The sequence below is a fragment of the Pseudomonas sp. B21-054 genome, assembly GCF_026016345.1.
Lineage (GTDB): Bacteria > Pseudomonadota > Gammaproteobacteria > Pseudomonadales > Pseudomonadaceae > Aquipseudomonas.
In genome coordinates, this window is sequence record NZ_CP087204.1 from 3,253,482 (window position 1) to 3,275,539 (window position 22,058).

A 22,058-nucleotide genomic window follows, 5' to 3' on the forward strand; every position below is an offset into this window, starting at 1 on the left:
GGTATCCCTATCAAGTTGAGCGCGCCTCGTCCGAGGCTTACAAATCACTGTTCCATAAATCCGTCACCAGCATGCAACCCGGGGCGTGGGTGATGCACAGCGGTGGGCGCGAGGCCTGGACCACCGATTGAGGCGTCACTCCGCAGGCCCAGAACACCGGGATTTCGTCCGCTTCGACGGGCACGGCGTCGCCGTAATCCGGCTTGTCCAGGGACTGGATGCCAATCAGCGACGGATCGCCGATATGGACCGGGGCGCCATGGACGTTGGGCATGCGGCCGGTGATCTGGATCGCCTGGATTGCGGCGGCAGCTTTCATTGGCCGCATGGTCACCACCATTTTGCCAGACAGCCGAGCGGTGGGGCGTGTGTCGATGTTGGTTCGGAACATCGCAACGTTGCGCCCCAGGTCAATGTGCCTGAGCCGAATGCCGGCTTCCAGAAGGGGTTGTTCAAAGGAGAACGAGCAGCCAAGGGCGAAAGCCACCAGGTCGTCTTGCCACAAGTGTTCGATGTCCTGCGGCTCCTCGCTCAACTCACCGTGACGATAGACCCGGTATTGAGGCACCTCATGACGGATATCGATAGGGGAGCCCAAGTTACGGAAAAACGGATCCCCAGGCTCGGTCACGTCCAGCAACGGGCACGCCTGGCGGTTGAGGGTGCAATAGCGCAGGAATTCGTTGGCCCAGTCGCTGGGCAGAATCACGATATTGGCTTGCACCCGACCTTGGCCCAGACCACTGGTATGCCCCTGATACTGGCCGGCAGCAATGTGTTGGCGCAGGGCGAGCGGGGCGCACTGCTGCAGGTGCTCGAAGGACAGGACAGGTTGACTCATCACGACATCTCCAAAGGTTCGTAGGCCTTTTTTAGAGAAGCGTGGCAATGCCGTCCAACAAGGAATATTGGTACCCCCCACAACTAAAAGTTATTCCAACGGCGGCTGGCTGTTCAGGCCGGGGACCGCCACCATGCGTTGCGGCCCGACGTCGAGGGCATATTGGCCCACCACCTGGCGACTCATCTGGACGATGCGCTCGATCAGCTCCAGGCCCACGCCGGCGCGCCACGAAGCGACGACATGCAGCTGGGGCAGGGCAGTGCCGGGGTCGAGCTGGATCAACTCGCCGCTGGCCAGGGGCTTGGCCACCAGCGCGGCGGGCAGGGCGCCAATACCGAAGCCGTCGCGTATCAGCCGGGTCATGGCCGAGACCGAGTTGACGCAACTGACCCGCGGCGCGCCGACGCCATGGGCGTACAACAGGTTGAGCACGTCCTGATGAGGTCGCGAGTGTTTGACGAACGTGATGATACGCTCGCTGGCCATCTCGACCAGCGACGCATAGGGTCGGGCATAGATCGAGTGGCTGGCGGCGATCCAGTGCATGGGATAGTGCCCGAGCTCGAGGTTACGCACGCTTTCGTGGCGGATCAGATCAGTTTGGAACACGATATCCAGGTAACCTTTTTGCAGTTGCTCGCAGAGATTGCGTGCAGCGTCGGCGGTTATTTCGATTTCCACGCTGGGGAAAGCCTGCATCAACATCGACATCAATGGACTGAGCCAGGTGTGAATCACCGTGTCCATCACACCGATACGCACCAGGCCTTGCTGCGGGCTGGTGGTGTCCAGTGACTGCTTCAACGCACGCTGGACTTCGAGCATCTGTTCGGCGTAGTCGAGCACCTTGAGGCCTTCAGGCGTCAGCGAAACCCCGCGTGAATCCCGCACAAACAAGCGCAGGCCCAATTCCTCTTCCAACGAAGCGATCCGGCTGGAGATCGCGGCCTGGGTGCTGAACATTTTTTCGGCGGTGAGGCTGAAGCTTTGCAGCCGGGCGACCCAGACGAAGGTTTCGAGGAATTTGAGATTCATGGCGGCTCTCTTGGCGCGTGTGGTTCTTATGTTTGCAATTGTTACTCCAGATCGGACCACAGGACGCATCAAATTTTCTTATGTCCGATCGCGCTTTTTTCCCGTTTGACGCTGCCCGGATTCGCCGCAAAGAATCCGCTCCACGACGCAGGCCACTGCGTTCGTATCCCCAACGACAATGCCTTCACACAAAAATAACAAGGCGTGCGCCACGCCCCTGGTGGGGTCGCTCGCGCCCATAAAAGGAGCACGCCATGCGACATCTCATGCCATTCCAATGGCTCTACACGCCGGTCGGTACCTTGCTCGGCTTGAGCCTCATCGGCGTGCCAAGCGCCCAGGCTGATTTCATCGCCGACAGCAAAGGCAGCCTGGAAGCCCGCAATTTCTATTTCAACCGTGACTTCCGTCAGGAAGGAGCACGGGACAAGGCCGAAGAATGGGCACAGGGTTTTCTGTTGCGAATAGAGTCGGGATACACCGCCGGGACCGTGGGCTTTGGCCTGGATGCCTTGGGCATGGCCGGTTTCAAGCTGGACTCCGGTGGCGGCACGGCGGGTACCAATCTGTTGCCCGCGGATTTGTCCGGAGGCTCTCAAGACCGCTATGGCGAACTGGGCCTGACCGCCAAGGCACGCATCTCCAATAGCGTCCTGAAGTGGGGAACGCTGCAAATCAAAGACCCGGCGGTGAGCTCCAACGACACGCGCCTGCTTCCAGGAACCTTCAAGGGTGGGTTGCTGAGTGTGCAGGAAATCGATCGTTTGAAGCTGACCGCCGGGCAACTCACCCAGATCAACTTTGTCGACTCCACCGACTATCAGGACATGACGGCCAACCGCATCGGCGGAACCAGCGACAAGTTCCAGTTCGCCGGCGCGGACTACCAGTTCCTGCAGAACCTCACGGCGCAATACCGATATGGCACGTTGGAAAACATCTACCAGCAAAACTACCTTGGCTTCGTCCACACCCTGACCCTGGGGGCAGGGCAAGCGCTCAAGAGCGACGTACGCTATTCGCGCAGTACCGAAGACGGTAACTTCCGCAATATCGACAACCAGGCCTTCGGCGCGCTGTTTACCTACAGCCTCGGTGGGCATGCGCTAGGCCTGGGTTATCAACGCATGAGTGGCGACGATCCGTTTCCCTATATCAGTCGCAGCGATCCATACCTGGTCAACTTCGTGCAGATTGGCGACTTCGCCAACATCGACGAACGTTCCTGGCAAGCGCGCTATGACTACAACTTTGCGGCATTGGGCGTGCCGGGGTTGACCTTCATGACCCGCTACATTTCTGGCGATAACGTGCAACGCGCCGCGCCGGGAGCGGGCAAGGAGTGGGAGCGCAACACTGACATTGCCTATGTGGTGCAGGACGGAAAGTTGAAGGGGGTGGGTGTCAAATGGCGCAATGCGTCGGTGCGGTCGAACTTTGGGAATGATCTGGATGAGAATCGGTTGATCGTCAGTTATACGGTTGCGCTTTGGTGAGGTTTTTCAATAACGCCACTCGGTGAGTGGCGTTATTGCAGATCCATCGCACGGAGGGACTTGTGGTTAAAGCGGACGCTCAAGAAACAACAAGCGTGCTGCCAATGCAGTCATGACCCCGGCGAAACCATACGTCCCTAGACGCCTTGAAATCCTGCCGCTGAACAGTTTTGCCCTTAGCTGTCCGGCAAATATGCCAAGCAGGGTATGAAAAAGGAGCGCAATCAATGCCAGCAGCGTTCCCAGGGAGATGAGCTGCAGGCCGACGTCCCCGGCCGTCACGGTGACGAACTGCGGCAGGAATACCATAAAGAACAACAGTGCCTTGGGATTCAGGAGACTGTTGAGGGTGCCTCGGACGAAGATTCTCCAAAAGGAAGTGACCTGGGGCTGAGCGTTCTGAGTCACTGTCGGTGTTCTCAGCGCTTGCCAGGCGAGCCACAGGAGATAACAGGCGCCGGCCAGACGAAGCACCTCGAATGCCGGTGTCCAACTCATCACCAGCGCACCAATGCCTGCACTGACCATGATCGTCATCAACAAATCCGAGAAAGAAATGCCGAGGGCCGCCGCAAGCCCTCCACGCCAGCCGTGGGCTAACGCATGGCTGGTTACAAAAGCCATGTTGGGGCCAGGAACGATCAACAACAGTACGACGGCAACCACGAATAGATAGAGATTGGCTGTATCCGGCATGGAGGCACTCCAAGAGATGAGCCACGACGGTAAGCGAACTGTTGAGCGGGCGTCAGGTACAGTCCGAATCAATCTGATAGCAACAGTCATCTCTACACATCGTGCCGATGGAAACCGAAAACCTGATCATCGTACGTGCGCCGCAAGCATCCGAGAAAAATGGCCCGTATCACATACGGCTGGCGAAAGACTTCGCGGTCATCGACTACAACACAGCGTCGGGATTTCCTGGACATGTTGACGGGGATATACCGAAAGCAGCCTTGAGTGAAACTGGCTCGGTGCAAAAGCGCTGGGGATGTTGAAGGCTGGAGCTGCATGCGCCAGTTCCTGGCTCCAAATCTGGTGGGTGACCAGGCATGCGTCGCAATATATTGTTACGTGTAATGTATATTATGTTAAACAAGATGTTTATCGACTGTCTCCATGCTTGTTGTCCACTACCACTAACCCCCGGTCGGTTTGGAGCCCGGTGAATGGATTTATCTCGTCTTTGCACTGCCTACCCTCGGGTGCTATATCCGTCGGCCAGCAGGTCCACAGCTACTCTTCAGGCTTGTTCGGTTTGACTGATACCCGTCACTTCAATACGGACGTGAAGCCTGAATGTCCTGGATAAATGCAAGACGTCCAGGTTAGTGATCTCTGACAAGGGGCGCGATTCAGTTACGATTTCAGCGTCCAGATACTTTGCGGTGAGCAGCCAAATGATCAGGGTGAGGCCGCTCTGATGCATCAGTGGGAACACGTAGTGGCTTTCCTTTGAGGAAGGCGTACTCGCTACTTTGCAATCGCTCTGACGTCTGAATATGCAGTTGCTCATCGATCCATATGAGGCCTTTGTCGAACAGCGTATGGATGTCTGCACGCAACAGCAGGCCGTTATCGGTGCGGTTGGTGTGGGCGCCCAGATAAGGTTTGATATGGGCTGCCTCAAGTATCTCGACGACGGCGCAGCCGGTCATTGCACAGCGTCGGTCATAGGCAGAAAGGAGCGCTGCTTTAAATACGCCCTGCCCCTCACGGATCACTATCGCCCCTTGCTGGCGACGTCGCCCATCCTCCTCAGATTCTATGGGATTGAGCGCTTCGTCTGTCAACTGCTTGTGCGCTTCAGCAAGCGCCTGCTCGAAGTCAGTTGATTCGATTTGCACCACCCTGAAACGTCCGCCCACCTCGCGCTCGATATCCCAGATCCCATGCACAATGGGTCGATACAGCTGATAGGTTACGTTGCGCCTGGAGCCTTCTCGAAAGAGCGCGTCCATCGCATGGCCGCCATCGGTTCTGAAGCTTTTACGGTATCGATCATAATGGCGCCGGTTGACGTCATTGACGGTCAACAACGTCGCATTCTCACGGGCATCACCGTTGAACTCATCCGGATGATGCTGCGACAACCAGGTCTGAATTTCCCGGATGGAGCACGGTCGGCCAACAGCCTGAACCGCGGACAGTACGCGCCAATATTTTGCTGGCTTGGTTGCGGTGCTACGGCGCTTCAGTAGCTCAATGATTTTCTCAGCAACGCCAACGTTCCGCTCGCGTTCCTTTGTTTGTCTTGGGGCCGATTGGCTAACTTCATCGAGCGTTACAGCGTTTGCGATGTTCTCTACGGTATAGAGCCATGAAACGCCCCGCTCATGACGATGATCCGACAGAGACCCAGGCACATCCTCGTCGTACAAGACGTAACTGCCGATGTCTGAAACAATTCCTGCGCCGACGTAACCGCGCTTGTTGCAGTAGGCGATAAGCCAATCCCCTTCTGCCATGTCATGCAGGATGACGTCACCTCGATCTCCGGGATCACCGAAATAACCAGCGGTGATAACTCCCCGCTGCCGCAGCTCGCTCCACCACTCATTGATGTAAGGGGAGCCGATGTTAAAGATGTGGTAATCCATTGGCTACTGCTCCATATGCCGTCAACTGATGCCATCAATGCTCAAAAATCAGCCGGGCGAAGCTATTACAATGCGGCCCATATCGCCATCAAATTCTGAACATCTCCTTCTCCCCGGCGGCTTGTCGCACACAGCAGCAGCGCTTCCGAGTAATCGCCATTCATGGCCCCTCCTCCACATACATCTATAGGCAGGGCTTATACAACGGATTGCATATCGGTCTTGGACGCTATCGATCAATCGGCAGAAGATTGCTTAACACCCAAGCAATACCAACCCGGCAAACCCGATAGGAGAACACATCATGCAGTCCCACGCTTACAACGACACCAGCCTAGAACTGACCGCCAAGATCCTCGATGCCAAAGCCCGCAAAAACCTGTCTTTCGAAGACATGGCTCAAGGCACCGGCCTGGGCCTGGCCTACGTCACCGCAGCCCTGCTTGGTCAGCATCCACTGCCTGAAGCGGCGGCCAAGGTAATCGGCGAAAAACTCGACCTGGATGCTGATTCGGTAGCTCGCCTGCAAATTATCCCGCTGCGCGGCAGCCTCTCGGGCGTCCCGACTGATCCGACCATCTACCGCTTCTACGAAATGATCCAGATCTACGGCACCACCCTGAAGGCACTGGTTCACGAACAGTTCGGCGACGGCATCATCAGCGCGATCAACTTCAAGCTGGACATGAAGAAAGTTGAAGACCCTGAAGGTGGCCACCGTGCAGTGATTACCCTCGACGGTAAATTCCTGCCGCTGCGTCCTTTCTAGGGATGCAATTGCACAGGTCATTCGGCCCACTGTTCTACCGGGCCTGATTCAAAAAATTTAAAACCGTTTCTCTTAATCACCTAATTCAAATGGAAGCATCGTCATGAAAAAAATTCTGTTCCTCGCCCTGTCTTTGACCGCTTCGCTGTCAGCGTATGCCCAGGAAACGGTAGTTGTACCCGAGGCCGTTCCTTATACCTACGGCATGCACTTGGATATCGCCAAGGTCGTTAACATCAGCCCGGCGGCGGATGTCTGCGGTCCGACTCCAATACAAATGACGTATCGCGATTCTCACGGGAGCACGCATGTTCTCGAATACAGCGTAATCGGTAGCGGTTGCACCAACTGATCAATACTCGATCAACTGATAAGCAATTAAGGTATGCACTATGAAAGCGCTCATTGAAGGTTTACTGAGGTTTCAAAAAGAAACGTTCCCACAACGGACTGACCTGTTCAAACACCTGGCAACGACGCAAAATCCAGGCACGTTGTTCATCACCTGTTCCGACAGCCGAGTTGTACCGGAACTGTTGACTCAGCAAGAGCCTGGCGAACTGTTCGTGATTCGTAATGCCGGCAACATCGTGCCCTCCTACAGCCCGCATCCCGGCGGCGTCTCGGCCACTGTCGAATATGCCGTCGCCGTCTTGGGCGTGACCGATATCGTGATTTGCGGTCATTCGGACTGTGGCGCCATGACTGCGGTCGCCAAGTGTACGTGCATGGATCACCTACCCGCGGTCGCCGGTTGGTTGCAACATTCCGAGTCGGCGAAAGTCATCAACGAATCGCGCTCTCACGCCAGTGAAACCGCCAAAGTCAGTTCCATGGTGCGTGAAAATGTCATCGCCCAGCTGGCTAACCTTCAGACCCACCCGAGCGTGCGCCTGGCTCAGGAAAAAGGCCGGGTGAATCTGCATGGTTGGATCTACGACATCGGCACCGGTTCGATCGACGCCTTGGACGCCGACAACAAGACCTTCAAGTCACTGGTCAAGCATCCGAACACCGTCGCCGTTCATGCCCGCCCGGCAGAGGCCGTTGCATGATCACCCCCTGTTCAGGAGAACTCACTCCCAGCATCAAGTCCATGAAGGCAACTGACGCCGCACTGTGATAGTTGTTTTTACGACGCAACAAGGTGGCTCCGCGGCGAGGCCCCTTGTCTACCAGGGCGACCTTGCGCAGTGCCCGGTCCTGGGTAGCGATGGCTTCCGGAAGAATAGTGGCGATTGCCGTGTGCCCTATGACTTCCAGTAAGGTGTTGACCGAATTAACCTCGACCACCACCTTGGGTGTGATTTTTGCCTTTTTGAAGTACTCACCAATACAAATACGGGTGGCGAAGTCGGGAGTCAGCAACGCGAAGTCTAGTTGAGCGAGCTGCTCGGCGGTCAACGGTTCCTTGCATTCGTATAACGGATGATTGCGCCCCACGACCAATCCAAGGGTTTCAATGAAAGCCGGGATCGTTTCGATGTCGGCATTTCTTACATCGTCAAATGCAATGGCGATATCCAATGAATCTTCCGCCAGGCCGGTTTCGATATCACCCATGGAGAGTTCAAATATCTCCAGATGAATGTTGGGATAAAGCGCCCTGTAGTCACGCATCAACGGTCCGACCAGGTACGCCATGAACGTCGGAGTCATCGCCAGGCGCAGGGTGCCGCGGGACAAGTCCTTTACATCGTGTATCGCCCGCTTGCCAGCCTCCAGCTCCACCAACACGCGACGAGCACACTCAATGTAGGCCTGACCCGCATCGGTAGGTTTTACCGTGCGCGAGGTCCGGTCGAACAACACAATGCCGAGCATCTCTTCCAACTGCCGGATCTGTTGCGACAAGGTCGGTTGCGAAACGTGCAGCGCCTCGGCGGCGCGGGTGAAACCGCTGTGGTCGGCAACGGCCAACAAATAGCGCAAGTGTCGTAGCAGCATGGAGTCTCTCTCTATAGGCCCTGCTTATGCGATGCAATGTATATCGGTATTGGATGCTATCGAGCAACCGCACAAGATGACTTCATACCCCAGCAATACCACTTGGTACTCGCCCGCAATCCCGCGTGATCCTATATAGTCGCGCACACGATCGCGGAAAACTTCCGCACACCTCCGCCAGACCCTGACGCATGAAGCGCAAACAAAAACATCCGGTACGCCTGATCGAGTCCCCCCCTACCGCAATGGCCAGCGCCACGCTCGCGCATCCGCCGTTCTGGCATCACGTCGATGAGCTGCACAGTTCGGGTGTTTACCCGCGGGGCACCTTCGCTTTTCTCGCCGGTAGCTTTGGCTTTCTCGTCGTGCTGCTGTTCACCCTGCCTTTTTATGGGATTGCACTACTGCTGATTACCCTGGTAGAGGCAGTCAAGGGGTTACCGCTTACTTACGCACAAACCTTCACAGAACCTACCTTTTTCGTTCCTCTGATCGGTACGGCATTGATGGCGGCGGGCATGCTGAGCTTTGGCATTTCCAGTTCTGCAGTGACCGCCTTCAGTTTCGACGAAGCCAGGCAGCAACTTACTTTTACCCAGACACGCCGACTGGGAAAAGCCATCGAAAGGCAGGTACCTTTCAGCGATATCCTTTGGATATCGGCTTACGTCCTGTCCAGTTACGGTCGTTCCGGACATTTTCAGATCGGCTTTGTCGGACCCAAGGGTAAGTTTTTGAAGTGCCACTTGGGCCGGGATTTCCCGGTCGCGGAAATGGAGTTTCACATTGCTTGGTTGAAGGGGTTGATCGGCGAGCGGATGAGCGATATTTGCTGGCTGGATACGTGATGGCGATGTATGAAGACGTTGATTCAAGCATGAACCTGTATTCGCGTATTCGAAGCCGGATACTCTCTGCAACGTCTTTCTCAGAGCATGGCGCATGAGCCCTGAACAGGAAACTCAAGTGCAACCAGGCGTAGCCGCTCCACCCGCCAGTGGCAGCGCGACACCCGCGCATCCACCGTACTGGCACTACGATAAAGAACCGCCACCAGCGGAAAACCTGGCCTTGGTTTTTCTCTTTACGTCCCTTTTTATTTTGGCGGTCTGGGCAATCGGGGCGCTGCCGGGGGTCCTGAGTGAGACAACCGGGGGGTTCATGGCGAACTACCTGCAAAGCGTTACTGAAACACCTTATCTGGCGGTGTTGTTCGTCGTTATTTTGTTGAGTGGCGTCATAATCGGCTTGCCGGTTGGCGAGGTACCGGTGATGACCTTCAACTTCGACGAGTCCCGGCAGCAACTCACCTTTACCCAGACGCGTCGTAACAAGGAACCTGTCGAAGTGCAGGTGCCATTCAGCGATATCCTTTGGATAACCCCCTTCGTGACCTCCTTTTACGGCCGCTACGGGCATTATCGGGTGGGTTTCAGGGGACCGACAGATGAACCCTTACGGTGTTTTCTGGGCTTTGAAATGCCGGTCGAGGAGATGGAATTCCACGCGACATGGTTGAAGGGTTTAATCGGCGAGCGGGTGCAGGCCTTGGACTGGGGGGGTGATTGATAACCCCGGCAACAGCCAGTTGTCTTTTTCTGATTCGACGAAACCTCTTACAATCCACCTCCCCCTTATTCGGATCACCACCATGTTGCGTCTTCTGTCCCTGGCTTTATCGCTCCTGGCCAGCCAGGCCATGGCGTACCCTGCCCTCCAGGACACCGAGCTCTACACCCAAAAAACTACCGACTGCCAGGATGTCGATCTCGCCACCTGGCAGCACCCGGCCCGCACCGTATTGGAGAAAAACGGCATCAAGCTGGAGCGCGTGCAGCTTTGTAATCAGGGACGCTATCCAATCTTCCAGGGCGAAGTTCCCTACGACCCTCAGGGTCAGACTAAAGACTTCTTCCTACCCTTGTATGAGCAACTGCGAAAGGCAAACGGTAAGTGGCCCTACGTGTTGGTCGCCAGCAACTACGGGGAGATGGTGTATGTCAGCTACCCGAAGAACGATTCGATCGCCCTGGCTTATGAGAATTTTGAGGCCCCGTAATGATTACGGCGGCGTAAACCCGTTATACATCGAACACGACAAACATCACCGCGGCGCCTTCAGATCTACACCCAGTGCCTGGGCAAACGCCTTGACCAGGGGACTGCGGACGGTGTTATGCCGCAGGATCAGGCTGAAAGGCGTAATGATATTGAACAGGTCCGGACGTATCGCTCGCAATTGCCCTTGCTCGACCAGGCCAGCTGCGTAATGTTGCGGGAGAAAGCCCACGAAACGGCCAGTCTTGACCAATAATGCGACGGCCTCCACTTGGGTCGCCGAGGCGGAAAAACCGTCGTAACGGGCAAAATTCAATTTGTCACGGTGGATTGCGTAGCGGTGGTTGACGCACTCATGTTCCTTGAGTACCTGGCTATTGATCTGTACGTCGGGCACCGCAAATAACGGGTGTCCCAGCGCGCAATAAACCAGTGAGCGCTCTTCGTACAAGGCATAGTAGTCGAACTCTTCGCGCTGCTGATAAACCGGCACGATGCCGGCAATTAAACGACCTTCTACAACCCCCCTCTCCACTTCATCCAGCTGGGCCGCTTGAAGTTGCAGTCTTACTTTTGGAGACTCTTCGTTGATCTTTTTAAGCGCTGCAACTAGCGGCGAATGAGGGTCGGTTATCGTATTGTCAATCACCCCTACGGCCAAGTCGCCGACAAGTTCGTTCTGCGCTGAACTAAGCCGATCCCGAAAGTTATCGACAGAGGCAAAAAGATCGATCGAGGCCTGATACACCAACTTGCCTTCTTCGGTCAGGTGAAAGCCCTCCCGGCCTCGGGTACACAGGCGCATGCCAATGCGAATCTCAAGGTCAGAGATTTGTTTGCTGATCGCTGCCAGACCCACGTTGAGTTCATTTTGGGCGGCGCTGAAACCGCCCGCCTCGACCACGGCCTTGAATACTTTGAGCAGTTTGAAGTCCAGCCCGCTGAGCGCCAACGGCGCACGATGCGGCGGTTTAGGCGCAGGGTTTCCGGAATTGGAAAGTGGGGTTTCCATAATGCTTATTTACCTCTGGCGCCTTATTCAACACTCTCTGTCCAACAACAAAAACAACGCTGGCTAATAATAATGACCACAGAAAACCAAGCTTGGCAACCGCTAATAATTTTCCTATCCAAAGGCCAAGTTACTGATTTTTCGCCATTAAAAGCTGACAACTTGATCAGCCCTTTCCGCTTCGTCACTGCGCTTGTCCCCTGCCCTCGATGAACAATTAAGCCGAGCCACGCCTGGAGGGTTTCCATCGTCCAAGGCGAATGTTCCGGGCCAGGCAGAACGCTTCAAGTTCGCTTTACCGATGAGGAAAACATCAATGTCCCAAACCACTGACCGTCTCTGGGGTGCGCGTTTCAAGAGCGGCCCATCTGATGCACTGGCGGCCCTGTCGCGTTGCCCCTTACCCTATTTTCGCCTTACCCCCTACGACCTCGCCGGGTCCAAGGCCCATGCCGGGGAGCTGCAACGCGCCGGTCTGCTGAGCGCAGAAGAAACCCAGGCCATGCTTGCCGCCCTGGACCAGATCGGCACCGACTTCCGCGCCGGTAGCATCGCCCCGACCCTGGATGACGAAGATGTCCATACGTTCATTGAGCGCCTGCTGACCGAGCGCCTCGGCGCCTTGGGCGGCAAGCTGCGTGCCGGCCGCTCGCGCAACGACCAGACCGCCAACGACCTGCGCCTGTTCCTGCGCGATCACGTCCGCACCCTGGCCGTCGAAGTGCTGGCCTTGCAACAGGCGCTGGTGGCCCAGGCCGAACAACATGTCGGCAGTATCTGCCCCGGCTTCACTCACCTGCAGCAGGCGCAGCCGATTGTCTTCGCTCATCACTTGCTGGCCCACGCCCAAGCGATGCTGCGCGACGTGCAACGGCTGGTTGATTGGGATGCGCGCACCTCGCTGTCGCCGCTAGGCGCGGCGGCCATGGCCGGTTCCGCCATTGCTCGCCTACCCGAGCAATCGGCCAGGGAAATGGGCTACAGCGGTGTTTGCGAAAACTCCATTGACGCCGTGGCCAGCCGGGACCACGTCGCGGAATTCCTGTTCATCGCCAGCATGCTCGGTATCAACATTTCCCGCCTGGCTGAAGAGTTCTGCCTGTGGTCGTCCCGGCAATTTCGCTGGGTCACCCTGGACGATGCCTACGCCACGGGCAGCTCGATCATGCCGCAGAAAAAGAATCCAGACATTGCCGAACTGGCCCGGGGCAAGGCGGGTCGCTTGATTGGCAACCTGACCGGCCTGCTGTCCACCCTCAAATCCCTGCCGCTGTCCTACAACCGCGACTTGAGCGAAGACAAGCACGGCGTACTCGACAGCGTCGACACGCTTCTGTTGGTGTTGCCGGCCATGGCCGGGATGGTTGCGACCATGCAGGTCAACATTGACGAACTGCGGCGCCAGGCGCCCCTGGGCTTCACCCTGGCCACCGAAGTCGCCGATTGGCTGGCCATGCGCGGAGTGCCCTTCAAGCAAGCCCACGAAATCACCGGTGCGCTGGTCCAGGCGTGTGAGAAACACGACATTGAGTTATGGGATGCGTCCCCGGCACTGCTGGCCGAGATCGATCCGCGCCTGACGCCAGAGGTGCGCGACTGCCTGACCCTGGAAGCAGCCATTGCTGCCCGCAGTGGCCGGGGCGGTACCGCGCCGCAGCAAGTGCGTGAGCAGATCGACCGTTTGAAGACCGCCCTCGCCGCGCAGCAAGCGTGGACCGAGGACTATCAGGGTTTCCGCCTCTGATCCCAAGTGGGAGCGTTCTCCCACAGCGATCGTGCCTCACCGCAAAGACCAGTTTAAGGAGCACCAACATGAGCCAGACTCAGGCAGAACAACTCCAGGCGGAACGCAAACGGGCGGAAAACCAGTTCGATATCACCCAGTACCAACACGTCCCTCGGCGCTATTACGGGCGGATCTTCTTCGCCTCCGTGATCGTCATCGCCCTGCTGGGCCTGGTGCGGGCCTTCGCTGAAGGCAAGATCGAATGGTCGTACATCGGCCAATTCCTCACGTCCCAAGCCATTCTGTGGGGCTTGTTAAACACCATCGTCATGGCGGTGCTGGCGATGGCCCTGGGGATTGTGTTCGGGGTGATCACCGCGATCATGCGCATGTCGGCCAACCCGATCCTGCGCTACGTGGCGTTGACCTACACCTGGCTGTTCCGCGGCACGCCGCTGATCCTGCAATTGCTGTTGTGGTTCAACCTGGCGCTGATTTTCCCAACCATTGGCATCCCCGGCCTGTTCGAAATGGACACCGTGAGCCTGATGACCCCGTTCGTGGCCGCGCTGCTCGGCTTGAGCATCAACCAAGGCGCCTATACCGCCGAAGTGGTGCGCGCCGGCCTGTTGTCCGTGGACACCGGCCAGTACGAAGCGGCCAAGTCCATCGGCATGCCGCGCCTGCAAGCGTTGCGCCGGATCATCCTGCCGCAGGCCATGCGGATCATCATTCCGCCGGTGGGAAACGAATTCATCGGCATGGTGAAAATGACGTCCCTGGCGAGCGTCATCCAGTACTCGGAGCTGCTCTACAACGCCCAGAACATCTATTACGCCAACGCTCGGGTCATGGAGTTGCTGATCGTCGCGGGTATCTGGTACCTGGCCACGGTCACGGTCCTGTCCTTTGGTCAAAGCCGCCTGGAGCGTCGTTTCGCCCGCGGTGCCGGCAAGCGTTCTTGAGGGAAGCGACATGAGAAGCATCGTCAAGGCCGTGAGCCTGAACAAGTATTACGACCAGTTCCACGCGCTCAAGGACATCGACATCGAAGTCGAGCAAGGCGAAGTCCTGTGCATCATCGGCCCGTCCGGCTCGGGCAAGAGCACCTTGCTGCGCTGCGTCAACCAGCTGGAAAAAATCGACAAGGGCGGGCTCTGGGTCGACGGCGAGCTGGTGGGCTACCGCATTGTCGGCAACAAGCTCCATGAGCTCAACGAGTCGCAAATCGCCCGGCAACGCCTGGCCACCGGCATGGTGTTCCAGCGCTTCAATCTTTTCCCGCACATGACTGTGCTGCAAAACATCATCGAAGGCCCCTGTCAGGTGCTCAAGCGTTCGCCCAAGGAGGCGCACGAGGAAGCGCTGGAATTGCTGGCCCGGGTCGGCCTGGCCGACAAACGCAACAGCTACCCGATCGAGCTGTCGGGCGGCCAGCAGCAACGGGTGGCGATTGCCCGCGCCCTGGCGATGCGACCCAAGCTGATGCTGTTCGATGAACCCACTTCGGCACTCGACCCGGAACTGGTCGGTGAGGTGCTGTCGGTGATGCGCGATCTGGCGCAGACCGGCATGACCATGATCGTCGTCACCCATGAACTGGGCTTCGCTCGCGAGGTATCCAACCGCATGGTGTTCATGGATGGCGGGCAGATCGTGGAGGCTGGAAGCCCCGAAGAAATACTAATAAGTCCACAAAACCCACGCACTCAAAGCTTCATTTCTGCCGTTCGAACCTAAACGCCACTTGGCGTCACAACATCCATAAGAGAACGACCATGAAGAACTTCGTAATTCCAGCAGTACTCGCCGGCCTGATGGCTTCCAGCGTCAGTTTCGCCGCCCAGTTGCCCGCGAGCATCAAGGACAAGGGCGAGATCGTCGTCGCGATCATGCCGAACTACCCGCCGATGGATTTCAAGGACCCGGCCACCAACACCCTCACCGGCCTGGATTATGACCTTGGCAATGCCCTGGCCGAGCGTCTGGGCGTGAAGATCAAGTGGCAGGAAACCGGCTTCGAACAGATGATCAACGCGCTGACCACCGACCGCGTGGACATGGTGCTGTCGGGCATGACTGACACTGCCGAGCGTCAGGCCAGTGTGACCTTCATCGATTACTTCACCAGCGGCCCGCAGTTCTACACCCTGCAGAAAAACAAGGACATCAACGAAGCCACCGACCTGTGCGGCAGGAAAGTCGGCACCAGTCGCCGTACCACCTTCCCGGCGGAGATCGCCGAGTTCAGCAAGGCCAACTGTGAAGCGAGCGGCAAACCGGCCATCGTGGTGATCGGCACCGAAGGCTCGGCGGACGCCCGTGCGCAACTGCGGCAGAGCCGTATCGACGCTGCGATGCAGGGCAGCGAGACCTTGTCCTATCTCAAGACCCAGGAAAAGGACATGTACAAGACAGTCGGCCAGCCGATTACCGTGCAGCTTACCGGCCTGGGGGTGAGCAAGAAAAAGCCCGAGCTGAGCGAGGCGGTCAAGGTCGCGTTGCAAAGCATGATCGATGACGGCAGCTACCTGGCTATCTTGAAGAAGTGGGAATTGGAACTGGGTGCGATCAAGACGGTGACCATCAACGCCGGCAAGTAACCGGCCGCTGGAACCTGGCCAGGGAGCGGGCTTGCCTGCCAAACGATGCCGTTGCGTGCAGGCTCGCTCCCCCCCATCCGATGGGCAGTGGCTATACATCAATTGTTGGAGCGCGACGATGTCCTCCTTGTCTCAACCCACCTGGCCCGACGGTCATAAAGCCTGCCTGGCCCTGGCCTTCGACCTTGATGGCCCGACTGGCGATGCGATGCTCAACGGCTCGATCTGGCACAAGCCCGAGTACTTCGGCTTCGGTGGCTATGGCCCCTATCGCGCGCTACCGCGCCTTCTGGACTTGCTCGATGCCTTCCAGATCCCGACGACGTTCTTCATTCCGGCCTGGGTTGTGGAAAACTGGCCCAGGCAATGCCAGGCAATTGTCGAGCGCGGGCATGAGGTGGCGTACCACGGCTACAAGCACGAATCCTTTTATGCCTTGACGCTAGACGAGCAGAAGGCCGTGATGAGCCAGTCTCGCGAGGTGTTCAGCAAGCACCTGAATATCACCGCCGAAGGCTTTCGCACACCGTCCGGCGACTGGCGCGCCGAGACCCCGGCCATGCTGGCTGAGGCCGGGGTGATCTATTCCAGTAGCATGCGAGGCGACGACCGTCCCTATCTGGTCAACGTCCCAGGCCTGGACACGCCCCTGGTGGAAATCCCCGGCCGCTGGGAAATGGACGACTACGCCTCCCTCGCGTACACACGCAACCCGGACTTCCCTTCGGGGCTGGACCGTACCGCCAGCTACGAATTGACGCTGGACAACTGGTGCCGCGAATACGACGGTGCCATGAACGAAGGCCTGTGCCTGACCACCCTGTTCCACCCCAAGATCACTGGCAAACCAGGCCGCATCCTGTTGCTGGAAAAACTTTTCGAACACATGCGCCAGCGTGATGACGTGTGGTTCGCCACGTGCCGCGACGTCGCCCATTGGTGGCTCAAGGAGCATCACCATGGCTGATACTCGCCTCTGGCCCGAAGGCTATCGTTGCGCGGTGGTCGTGACTGTCGACTACAACGATATCCACGGCATCCTCACCCAGGCGCCGGAAGTGGCCGGACGGGACAAGACCTTGTCGGTCTGGCGCTACGGCAGTCAACGGGGTGTCGAACGACTGCTCGATCTGTTTGCCGAGCTTGGGACTCCCAGTACCTGGTGCGTTCCCGGCATCGTCGGTGAAGAAAATCCCGGACACATCCGGGCGATCCAGGCCGGCGGACACGAGATCGCCTGCGCTGGTTATCGCCATCAGGATTACGACCACCTGACGCTCGCCGAGCAACGCGCCGACATCGCCAGGGGCTGCGAAGCCCTGGCCGAACTCACCGGCACGCGTCCGGCAGGTTTCCGGATTCCTGCCGGCAATGGCGCGCCGGGATTCGTCCAGGCGCTGCACGATCAGGGCATACGCTGGTCTTCGTCATGGCGTGGCGATGACCTGCCGTTCGCACACCCGACAGCGCCCGGCGTGATCGAATTGCCCCTGCACTACGAACTCGAAGACGAACCCTACTTTGCCTTTAACCTCAGCCCCGCGGTACCGCCGGGACAGTCGCGGATCGCCTCCTACGCACACACCCTGGGCAACCTGCAGATGGACTTCGCCGGGTTCCACCGATTTGGCCTCTGCTATGTGCTGCGGTTGCACCCGGAGATCATCGCCACGCCGGGGCGTATCGGTCTGCTGCGAGAGTTGCTGGAAGACATCCGGCGGCATTCGGACGTCTGGCTCGCCACGGCGGGTGATGTCGCGCAGTGGTGGGCGGCTTCGGCGGTTGCCGTGTCGGATGACCATCCTGCGGCGGTGTATGAGCGCCATTATCGGAGTCACGGCGCATGACCACCAAAAAGCGTCCGCCCTCAAGCGCTACAGAATCTGAATAAGGACATTTGCCCCACGTGGCCACCTACTCCCTCGTGATCCGCCGATTGATGATCTGCTCGCTGACCATTGTGGTCAGCCGCGCCATCACCAGTCCTCTGCTGACGCTGTTCCTGAGCAACAAGCTCGGCCTCAACCAACAGGATGTCGGTCTGCTGCTGGGCATCGCCGTTTTCATCGCGACACTGCTGGCGCTATACGGCGGCTATGTCATCGACCGACTGGACAAGCGCCAACTGCTGATCCTGGCGATGCTCTCCAGCGCCATCGGCTTCGTCCTGCTGACCTTCGCCGAAAACCTCTACCTGACCACCGCGATCCTGATCGTCACTGAAACCGCCTCGGCGTTGTTCCTGATCGGTTCCAAGGCCATCCTCAGCGAGCAACTGCCGGTGGGTCAACGGGCCAAGGCGTTTTCCCTGCGCTACACCTTGACTAACATCGGCTACGCCACTGGCCCGATGCTTGGCGTGCTGATCGCCGGGGTCTACCCGACGGCGCCCTTTCTCATCGCAGGCGGCATCGCGTTCTTGAGCATTTTCCTGATGAGTGCCATCCCCAAAGACGCCGCCCGGGTCCCTGTCATAGGCCAGCCATCGAGTTTCCTGAAGACCCTGACCACCCTCAAGAACGACCGCACCCTGATCATGTTCACCTGCGGCTGCCTGTTCAGCACGGTGGTCCATGGACGATTCACGCTGTACCTGTCGCAATACCTGCTGGTGACGCATGATTCCGAGCGTGCCCTGCAAACCTTGGCCGCCCTCCTCGCCTGCAATGCCATCAGCGTGATCCTGCTGCAATACCAGATCGGCCGCTTCCTCAAACGTGAACAGTTGCGCTACTGGATTGCCGGCGGCACCACGCTGTTCATCCTGGGGTTGGTTGGTTTCAGCTTGGCCAACGGCCTGTTGGGCTGGTGCGTGGCGATGTTCATTTTCACCCTGGGTGAAATGATCATCTACCCCGCGGAGTTCCTGTTCATCGATACCCTGGCCCCGGAAGACCTGCGCGGCAGCTACTACGGCGCGCAAAACCTCGCGGCACTCGGCGGCGCGTTGAGCCCGGTGATCTGCGGTTTCCTGCTCATACACACCCCCGCACCCACGATGTTCTATGCCCTCTGCATCCTGACGGCGCTGGGGGGGACACTGTGTTTCATTGCAGGACGGCGTGTGGCGCTGGGGCAGGCATAGGTGTTGATCAAGCCCTGAGCCCCTGCTGATCGTGGCTGGCTATTCCCGTTCCGAATAGCCACATAATTAAAGAAATTGATAAAGCGCCTCGTTTCACCTATTTTGATCCCACGTCGGAGCTGTCACTTACGGATTCAGCCTGCGTCCGCGCTGACCGAGTGCAAATTACGAGGCGATATGGAGATCACCCAAAACAACCGCCTGGTGCAGGTCGACAGCCCCCTCGGCGGCGATGTCCTGGTGCTGAAGAGCCTGGAAGGCAGTGAAGAGTTGGGGCGGTTGTTCCACTACGAACTGGACCTGACCTCCGAAGACCGGGCGATCACCTTCGACCAGTTGCTGGGCAAGCCGATGGGCCTGACCCTGGAGCTGTACGACGGCGGCAAGCGCTACTTCCACGGCATTGTCTGCAGCTGCCGGCAACTGACTGGCCACGGCCAATTCGCCGGTTATCGCGTCAGTCTGCGCCCCTGGTTCTGGCTGCTTACGCGTACCTCCGACTGCCGTATTTTCCAGAACAAGACCGTGCCGGACATCATCAAGCAGGTGTTCCGCGATCTCGGGTTTTCCGATTTCGAGGACAGCCTGAGCGCCAGCTATCGCGAGTGGGAGTACTGCGTGCAGTACCGCGAAACCAGCTTCGACTTCGTCAGTCGGTTGATGGAGCAGGAAGGCATCTATTACTACTTTCGCCATGAAGAGGCGCGGCATGTGTTGGTGTTGGCCGATGCCTATGGCGCTCACTCCACGGCGCCAGGCTACGACTCGGTGCCCTTCTACCCACCCGATCGCCAGATGCGCGAGCGCGATCATTTCTACGATTGGCAACTGGCGCGGGAAGTGCAATCCGGCTCGCTGGCGTTGAACGACTATGACTTCCTGCGTCCCCGCGCCAGCCTTGAGGTGCGCTCCAATGTACTGCGCAACCACAGCAACAGCGACCATCCACTCTACGACTACCCCGGTGAATACGTACAGAGCAACGATGGCGAGCACTACGCGCGTACCCGCATCGAAGCCATTCACAGCCAATTCGAGCGCGTGCAGTTGCGCGGCCGTGCCCGAGGGCTGGGGTGTGGCCATTTATTCAATCTGACGGGCTACGACCGTGCGGACCAGAATCGTGAATACCTGGTGGTGGTCGCACGCTATCAAATCCGCCAGGAGCCCTATGAAAGCGGGCAGCCGGACCTGGACGAACAGTTCATCAGCGAGTTGGACTGCATGGATGCCAACCAGGCCTTCCGCCCTCTCCCGCTGACCCCCATGCCCATTGTCCGTGGGCCGCAGACCGCCGTGGTGGTGGGCCCCAGTGGCGAGGAGATCTGGACCGACCAGTACGGCCGGGTCAAAGTGCACTTCCACTGGGACCGCCATGACCAGTCCAACGAAAACAGTTCCTGCTGGATTCGCGTGTCCCAGGCCTGGGCCGGCAAGAACTGGGGATCCGTGCAGCTCCCGCGGATCGGTCAGGAAGTGATCGTCAGCTTCCTTGAAGGCGATCCGGATCGGCCGATCATCACCGGCCGCGTCTACAACGCCGAACAGACCGTGCCCTACGCGTTGCCCGCCAATGCCACCCAGAGTGGGGTGAAGAGCCGCTCAAGCAAGGGCGGCTCACCGGCCAACTTCAATGAAATCCGCATGGAGGACAAGAAAGGCGCCGAGCAACTGTTTATCCATGCCGAAAAGAACCAGGACATCGAAGTCGAGAACGACGAGACCCACTGGGTCGGCCATGACCGCCGCAAGACCATCGACAACGACGAAACCGTGCACGTCAAACACGACCGCACCGAAACCGTCGATAACAACGAAACCATCACCATCGGTGTGGATCGCAAGGAAAAGGTCGGCAACAACGAAACCATCTCCATCGGCGTGGACCGTACCGAGGATGTGGGCAGCAACGAGAAAATCACCATCGGCGCCAATCGCACCGAAAACGTGGGTAGCAACGAGACGATCACCATCGGTGCGGACCGCACGGAAAAGGTCGGCGCCAATGAAAAAATCAGCATTGCCAGCAACCGGACTGAGGACGTAGGCGGCAACGAGACCATCGGCATCAGCGGCAACCGTAACGAAACGGTCCAGGGCAACGAAGGCATCGAGATCAACGGCAACCAGAGCACCCAGATCGGCCAGAACGAATCCCGCGACGTCGCCCAGAACCGCACCACCGGCATCAAGCAAAACGACAGCCTGGACGTCGGCAAGCATTTTTCCCTCACGGCCGGCGACTCCATCACCCTGACCACGGGCGCGGCCAGCATCACCATGAAGAAGGACGGCACGATCATGATCAGCGGCAAGAACATCACCATTGACGGCTCTGGCGCGATCAACATCAAGGCCAACAAGAATGTGGTCGTCAAAGGCCAGAAGATTCTGCAGAACTAGCCACGGAGCAGGCGCTATGACCGTTGAATACCACCTCCCCGCCTTCTCCACCGCCACGCCAGCGCGCGTGGACGGCGTCGTGATTGGCGTGTTGCTGGACGTGCCCAAGGCGGACGCGCCGGTGGTGGCCTTCCCCGGCTGCCCCGTTGACACAGGCCTTGCCGCACGCACCACCACCCCCCTCAGCCGCGACGACATCGGCGCTCAGGTCGCCCTGATGTTCGAGGCCGGCGACGTGACCCGACCGCTGGTGATCGGGCGCATCCAGCGCTTGCCGGAAACCGTGACGCCTGCCGTCGCCCACCTGGATGGCGAGCGCTTGGAGTTTACCGCCGAGCGGGAAATCGTCCTGCGTTGCGGCAAGGCCAGCATCACCCTCACGCGTGAAGGCAAGATACTCATCCGAGGGGCCTACCTGTCGAGTCGATCATCCGGCGTGAACCGCATCAAGGGCGGTTCGGTGCAGATTAATTAGAA

The 22,058-nt window shown here is 58.3% G+C and carries 23 protein-coding genes; 17 read left to right on the forward strand and 6 right to left on the reverse strand.

The genetic code is table 11. The features are described from left to right. Positions 1-37: 37 nt before the first annotated feature. Together LOY70_RS14615 and LOY70_RS14620 are read right to left on the reverse strand one after the other, a co-directional pair. A complete protein-coding gene (locus LOY70_RS14615) occupies positions 38-841 on the reverse strand; it encodes a putative hydro-lyase (protein WP_265037733.1) in 804 nt (267 codons plus the stop codon). 90 nt (positions 842-931) lie between these two features. After that, positions 932-1,879, reverse strand: a complete 948-nt coding sequence (locus tag LOY70_RS14620; protein WP_265037734.1) for a LysR family transcriptional regulator — start codon at positions 1,877-1,879, stop codon at positions 932-934. Between the two features lie 266 nt (positions 1,880-2,145). Here LOY70_RS14620 and LOY70_RS14625 point away from each other — a divergent pair, with 266 nt between their 5' ends. Beyond that, a complete protein-coding gene (locus tag LOY70_RS14625) occupies positions 2,146-3,375 on the forward strand; it encodes an OprD family porin (RefSeq protein ID WP_265038065.1) in 1,230 nt (409 codons plus the stop codon). Positions 3,376-3,441: 66 nt separating this feature from the next. On the opposite strand, the gene LOY70_RS14630 is transcribed toward LOY70_RS14625, so the two are convergent. Beyond that, a complete protein-coding gene (locus tag LOY70_RS14630; RefSeq protein ID WP_265037735.1) occupies positions 3,442-4,071 on the reverse strand; it encodes a LysE family translocator in 630 nt (209 codons plus the stop codon). 107 nt (positions 4,072-4,178) lie between these two features. Between LOY70_RS14630 and LOY70_RS14635 the strand changes: the two genes are divergently transcribed. Further along, the gene (locus tag LOY70_RS14635; protein WP_265037737.1) at positions 4,179-4,376 is read left to right on the forward strand and encodes a hypothetical protein; all 198 of its coding nucleotides are present in this window, start codon (positions 4,179-4,181) and stop codon (positions 4,374-4,376) included. A 369-nt stretch (positions 4,377-4,745) separates the two neighbouring features. On the opposite strand, the gene LOY70_RS14640 is transcribed toward LOY70_RS14635, so the two are convergent. Continuing rightward, positions 4,746-5,978, reverse strand: coding sequence for an HNH endonuclease (locus tag LOY70_RS14640; RefSeq protein WP_265037739.1), 1,233 nt, complete (start codon positions 5,976-5,978; stop codon positions 4,746-4,748). 304 nt (positions 5,979-6,282) lie between these two features. Here LOY70_RS14640 and cynS point away from each other — a divergent pair, with 304 nt between their 5' ends. The 3 genes from cynS to LOY70_RS14655 all read left to right on the forward strand — a co-directional run bounded on the left by cynS (position 6,283) and on the right by LOY70_RS14655 (position 7,802). Beyond that, positions 6,283-6,747, forward strand: a complete 465-nt coding sequence (gene cynS / locus LOY70_RS14645; protein WP_265037740.1) for a cyanase — start codon at positions 6,283-6,285, stop codon at positions 6,745-6,747. A gap of 103 nt (positions 6,748-6,850) precedes the next feature. After that, positions 6,851-7,099 carry a DUF2790 domain-containing protein gene (locus LOY70_RS14650; RefSeq protein ID WP_265037742.1) on the forward strand — a complete coding sequence of 83 codons (249 nt, stop codon included), beginning with the start codon at positions 6,851-6,853 and terminating at the stop codon, positions 7,097-7,099. A gap of 40 nt (positions 7,100-7,139) precedes the next feature. Next, positions 7,140-7,802 carry a carbonic anhydrase gene (locus tag LOY70_RS14655; protein WP_265037744.1) on the forward strand — a complete coding sequence of 221 codons (663 nt, stop codon included), beginning with the start codon at positions 7,140-7,142 and terminating at the stop codon, positions 7,800-7,802. Here the strand turns inward: LOY70_RS14655 and cynR are convergent. Next, positions 7,747-8,694, reverse strand: a complete 948-nt coding sequence (gene cynR / locus LOY70_RS14660; protein ID WP_265037746.1) for a transcriptional regulator CynR — start codon at positions 8,692-8,694, stop codon at positions 7,747-7,749. The two genes, LOY70_RS14655 and cynR, sit on opposite strands and share 56 nt — an antisense overlap. Positions 8,695-8,885: 191 nt before the next feature. On the opposite strand from cynR, the gene LOY70_RS14665 reads away from it, so the two are divergent. From LOY70_RS14665 to LOY70_RS14675, 3 genes are all read left to right on the forward strand, one after another. Further along, positions 8,886-9,542 (forward strand): hypothetical protein, encoded by a 657-nt coding sequence (locus tag LOY70_RS14665; RefSeq protein WP_265037748.1) that lies wholly within the window; start codon positions 8,886-8,888, stop codon positions 9,540-9,542. 94 nt (positions 9,543-9,636) lie between these two features. After that, positions 9,637-10,263, forward strand: coding sequence for a hypothetical protein (locus LOY70_RS14670; protein WP_265037750.1), 627 nt, complete (start codon positions 9,637-9,639; stop codon positions 10,261-10,263). A gap of 82 nt (positions 10,264-10,345) precedes the next feature. Then, positions 10,346-10,753 (forward strand): hypothetical protein, encoded by a 408-nt coding sequence (locus LOY70_RS14675; RefSeq protein WP_265037752.1) that lies wholly within the window; start codon positions 10,346-10,348, stop codon positions 10,751-10,753. A 45-nt stretch (positions 10,754-10,798) separates the two neighbouring features. Here the strand turns inward: LOY70_RS14675 and LOY70_RS14680 are convergent, their stop codons facing one another. Next, entirely contained in the window at positions 10,799-11,764 is a 966-nt protein-coding gene (locus LOY70_RS14680) for a LysR family transcriptional regulator (protein WP_265037753.1), read from the reverse strand. A 316-nt stretch (positions 11,765-12,080) separates the two neighbouring features. Here LOY70_RS14680 and argH point away from each other — a divergent pair, with 316 nt between their 5' ends. The 9 genes from argH (at position 12,081) to LOY70_RS14725 (ending at position 22,056) form a co-directional block, all read left to right on the forward strand. Beyond that, on the forward strand, positions 12,081-13,508 hold the full coding sequence (gene argH / locus LOY70_RS14685) for an argininosuccinate lyase (protein WP_265037755.1): 1,428 nt from the start codon (positions 12,081-12,083) through the stop codon (positions 13,506-13,508). Between the two features lie 68 nt (positions 13,509-13,576). Next, positions 13,577-14,455, forward strand: coding sequence for an amino acid ABC transporter permease (locus tag LOY70_RS14690; protein WP_265037756.1), 879 nt, complete (start codon positions 13,577-13,579; stop codon positions 14,453-14,455). 10 nt (positions 14,456-14,465) lie between these two features. Further along, positions 14,466-15,230: an amino acid ABC transporter ATP-binding protein gene (locus LOY70_RS14695; protein ID WP_265037758.1), complete on the forward strand. Its 765-nt coding sequence runs from the start codon at positions 14,466-14,468 to the stop codon at positions 15,228-15,230. A gap of 38 nt (positions 15,231-15,268) precedes the next feature. Next, positions 15,269-16,093, forward strand: a complete 825-nt coding sequence (locus tag LOY70_RS14700) for an ABC transporter substrate-binding protein (RefSeq protein ID WP_265037760.1) — start codon at positions 15,269-15,271, stop codon at positions 16,091-16,093. Between the two features lie 118 nt (positions 16,094-16,211). Further along, entirely contained in the window at positions 16,212-17,060 is an 849-nt protein-coding gene (locus tag LOY70_RS14705) for a polysaccharide deacetylase family protein (protein ID WP_265037762.1), read from the forward strand. Continuing rightward, entirely contained in the window at positions 17,053-17,940 is an 888-nt protein-coding gene (locus tag LOY70_RS14710; protein WP_265037764.1) for a polysaccharide deacetylase family protein, read from the forward strand. Before LOY70_RS14705 ends, LOY70_RS14710 begins: the two co-directional genes overlap by 8 nt. 59 nt (positions 17,941-17,999) lie before the next feature. After that, complete coding sequence (locus LOY70_RS14715; protein ID WP_265037766.1) at positions 18,000-19,178, forward strand: MFS transporter; 1,179 nt, start codon at positions 18,000-18,002, stop codon at positions 19,176-19,178. A 177-nt stretch (positions 19,179-19,355) separates the two neighbouring features. After that, positions 19,356-21,581, forward strand: coding sequence for a type VI secretion system Vgr family protein (locus LOY70_RS14720; protein WP_265037768.1), 2,226 nt, complete (start codon positions 19,356-19,358; stop codon positions 21,579-21,581). Positions 21,582-21,597: 16 nt separating this feature from the next. Further along, positions 21,598-22,056 (forward strand): DUF6484 domain-containing protein, encoded by a 459-nt coding sequence (locus LOY70_RS14725; protein WP_265037769.1) that lies wholly within the window; start codon positions 21,598-21,600, stop codon positions 22,054-22,056. The last annotated feature ends 2 nt before the right edge of the window (positions 22,057-22,058 follow it).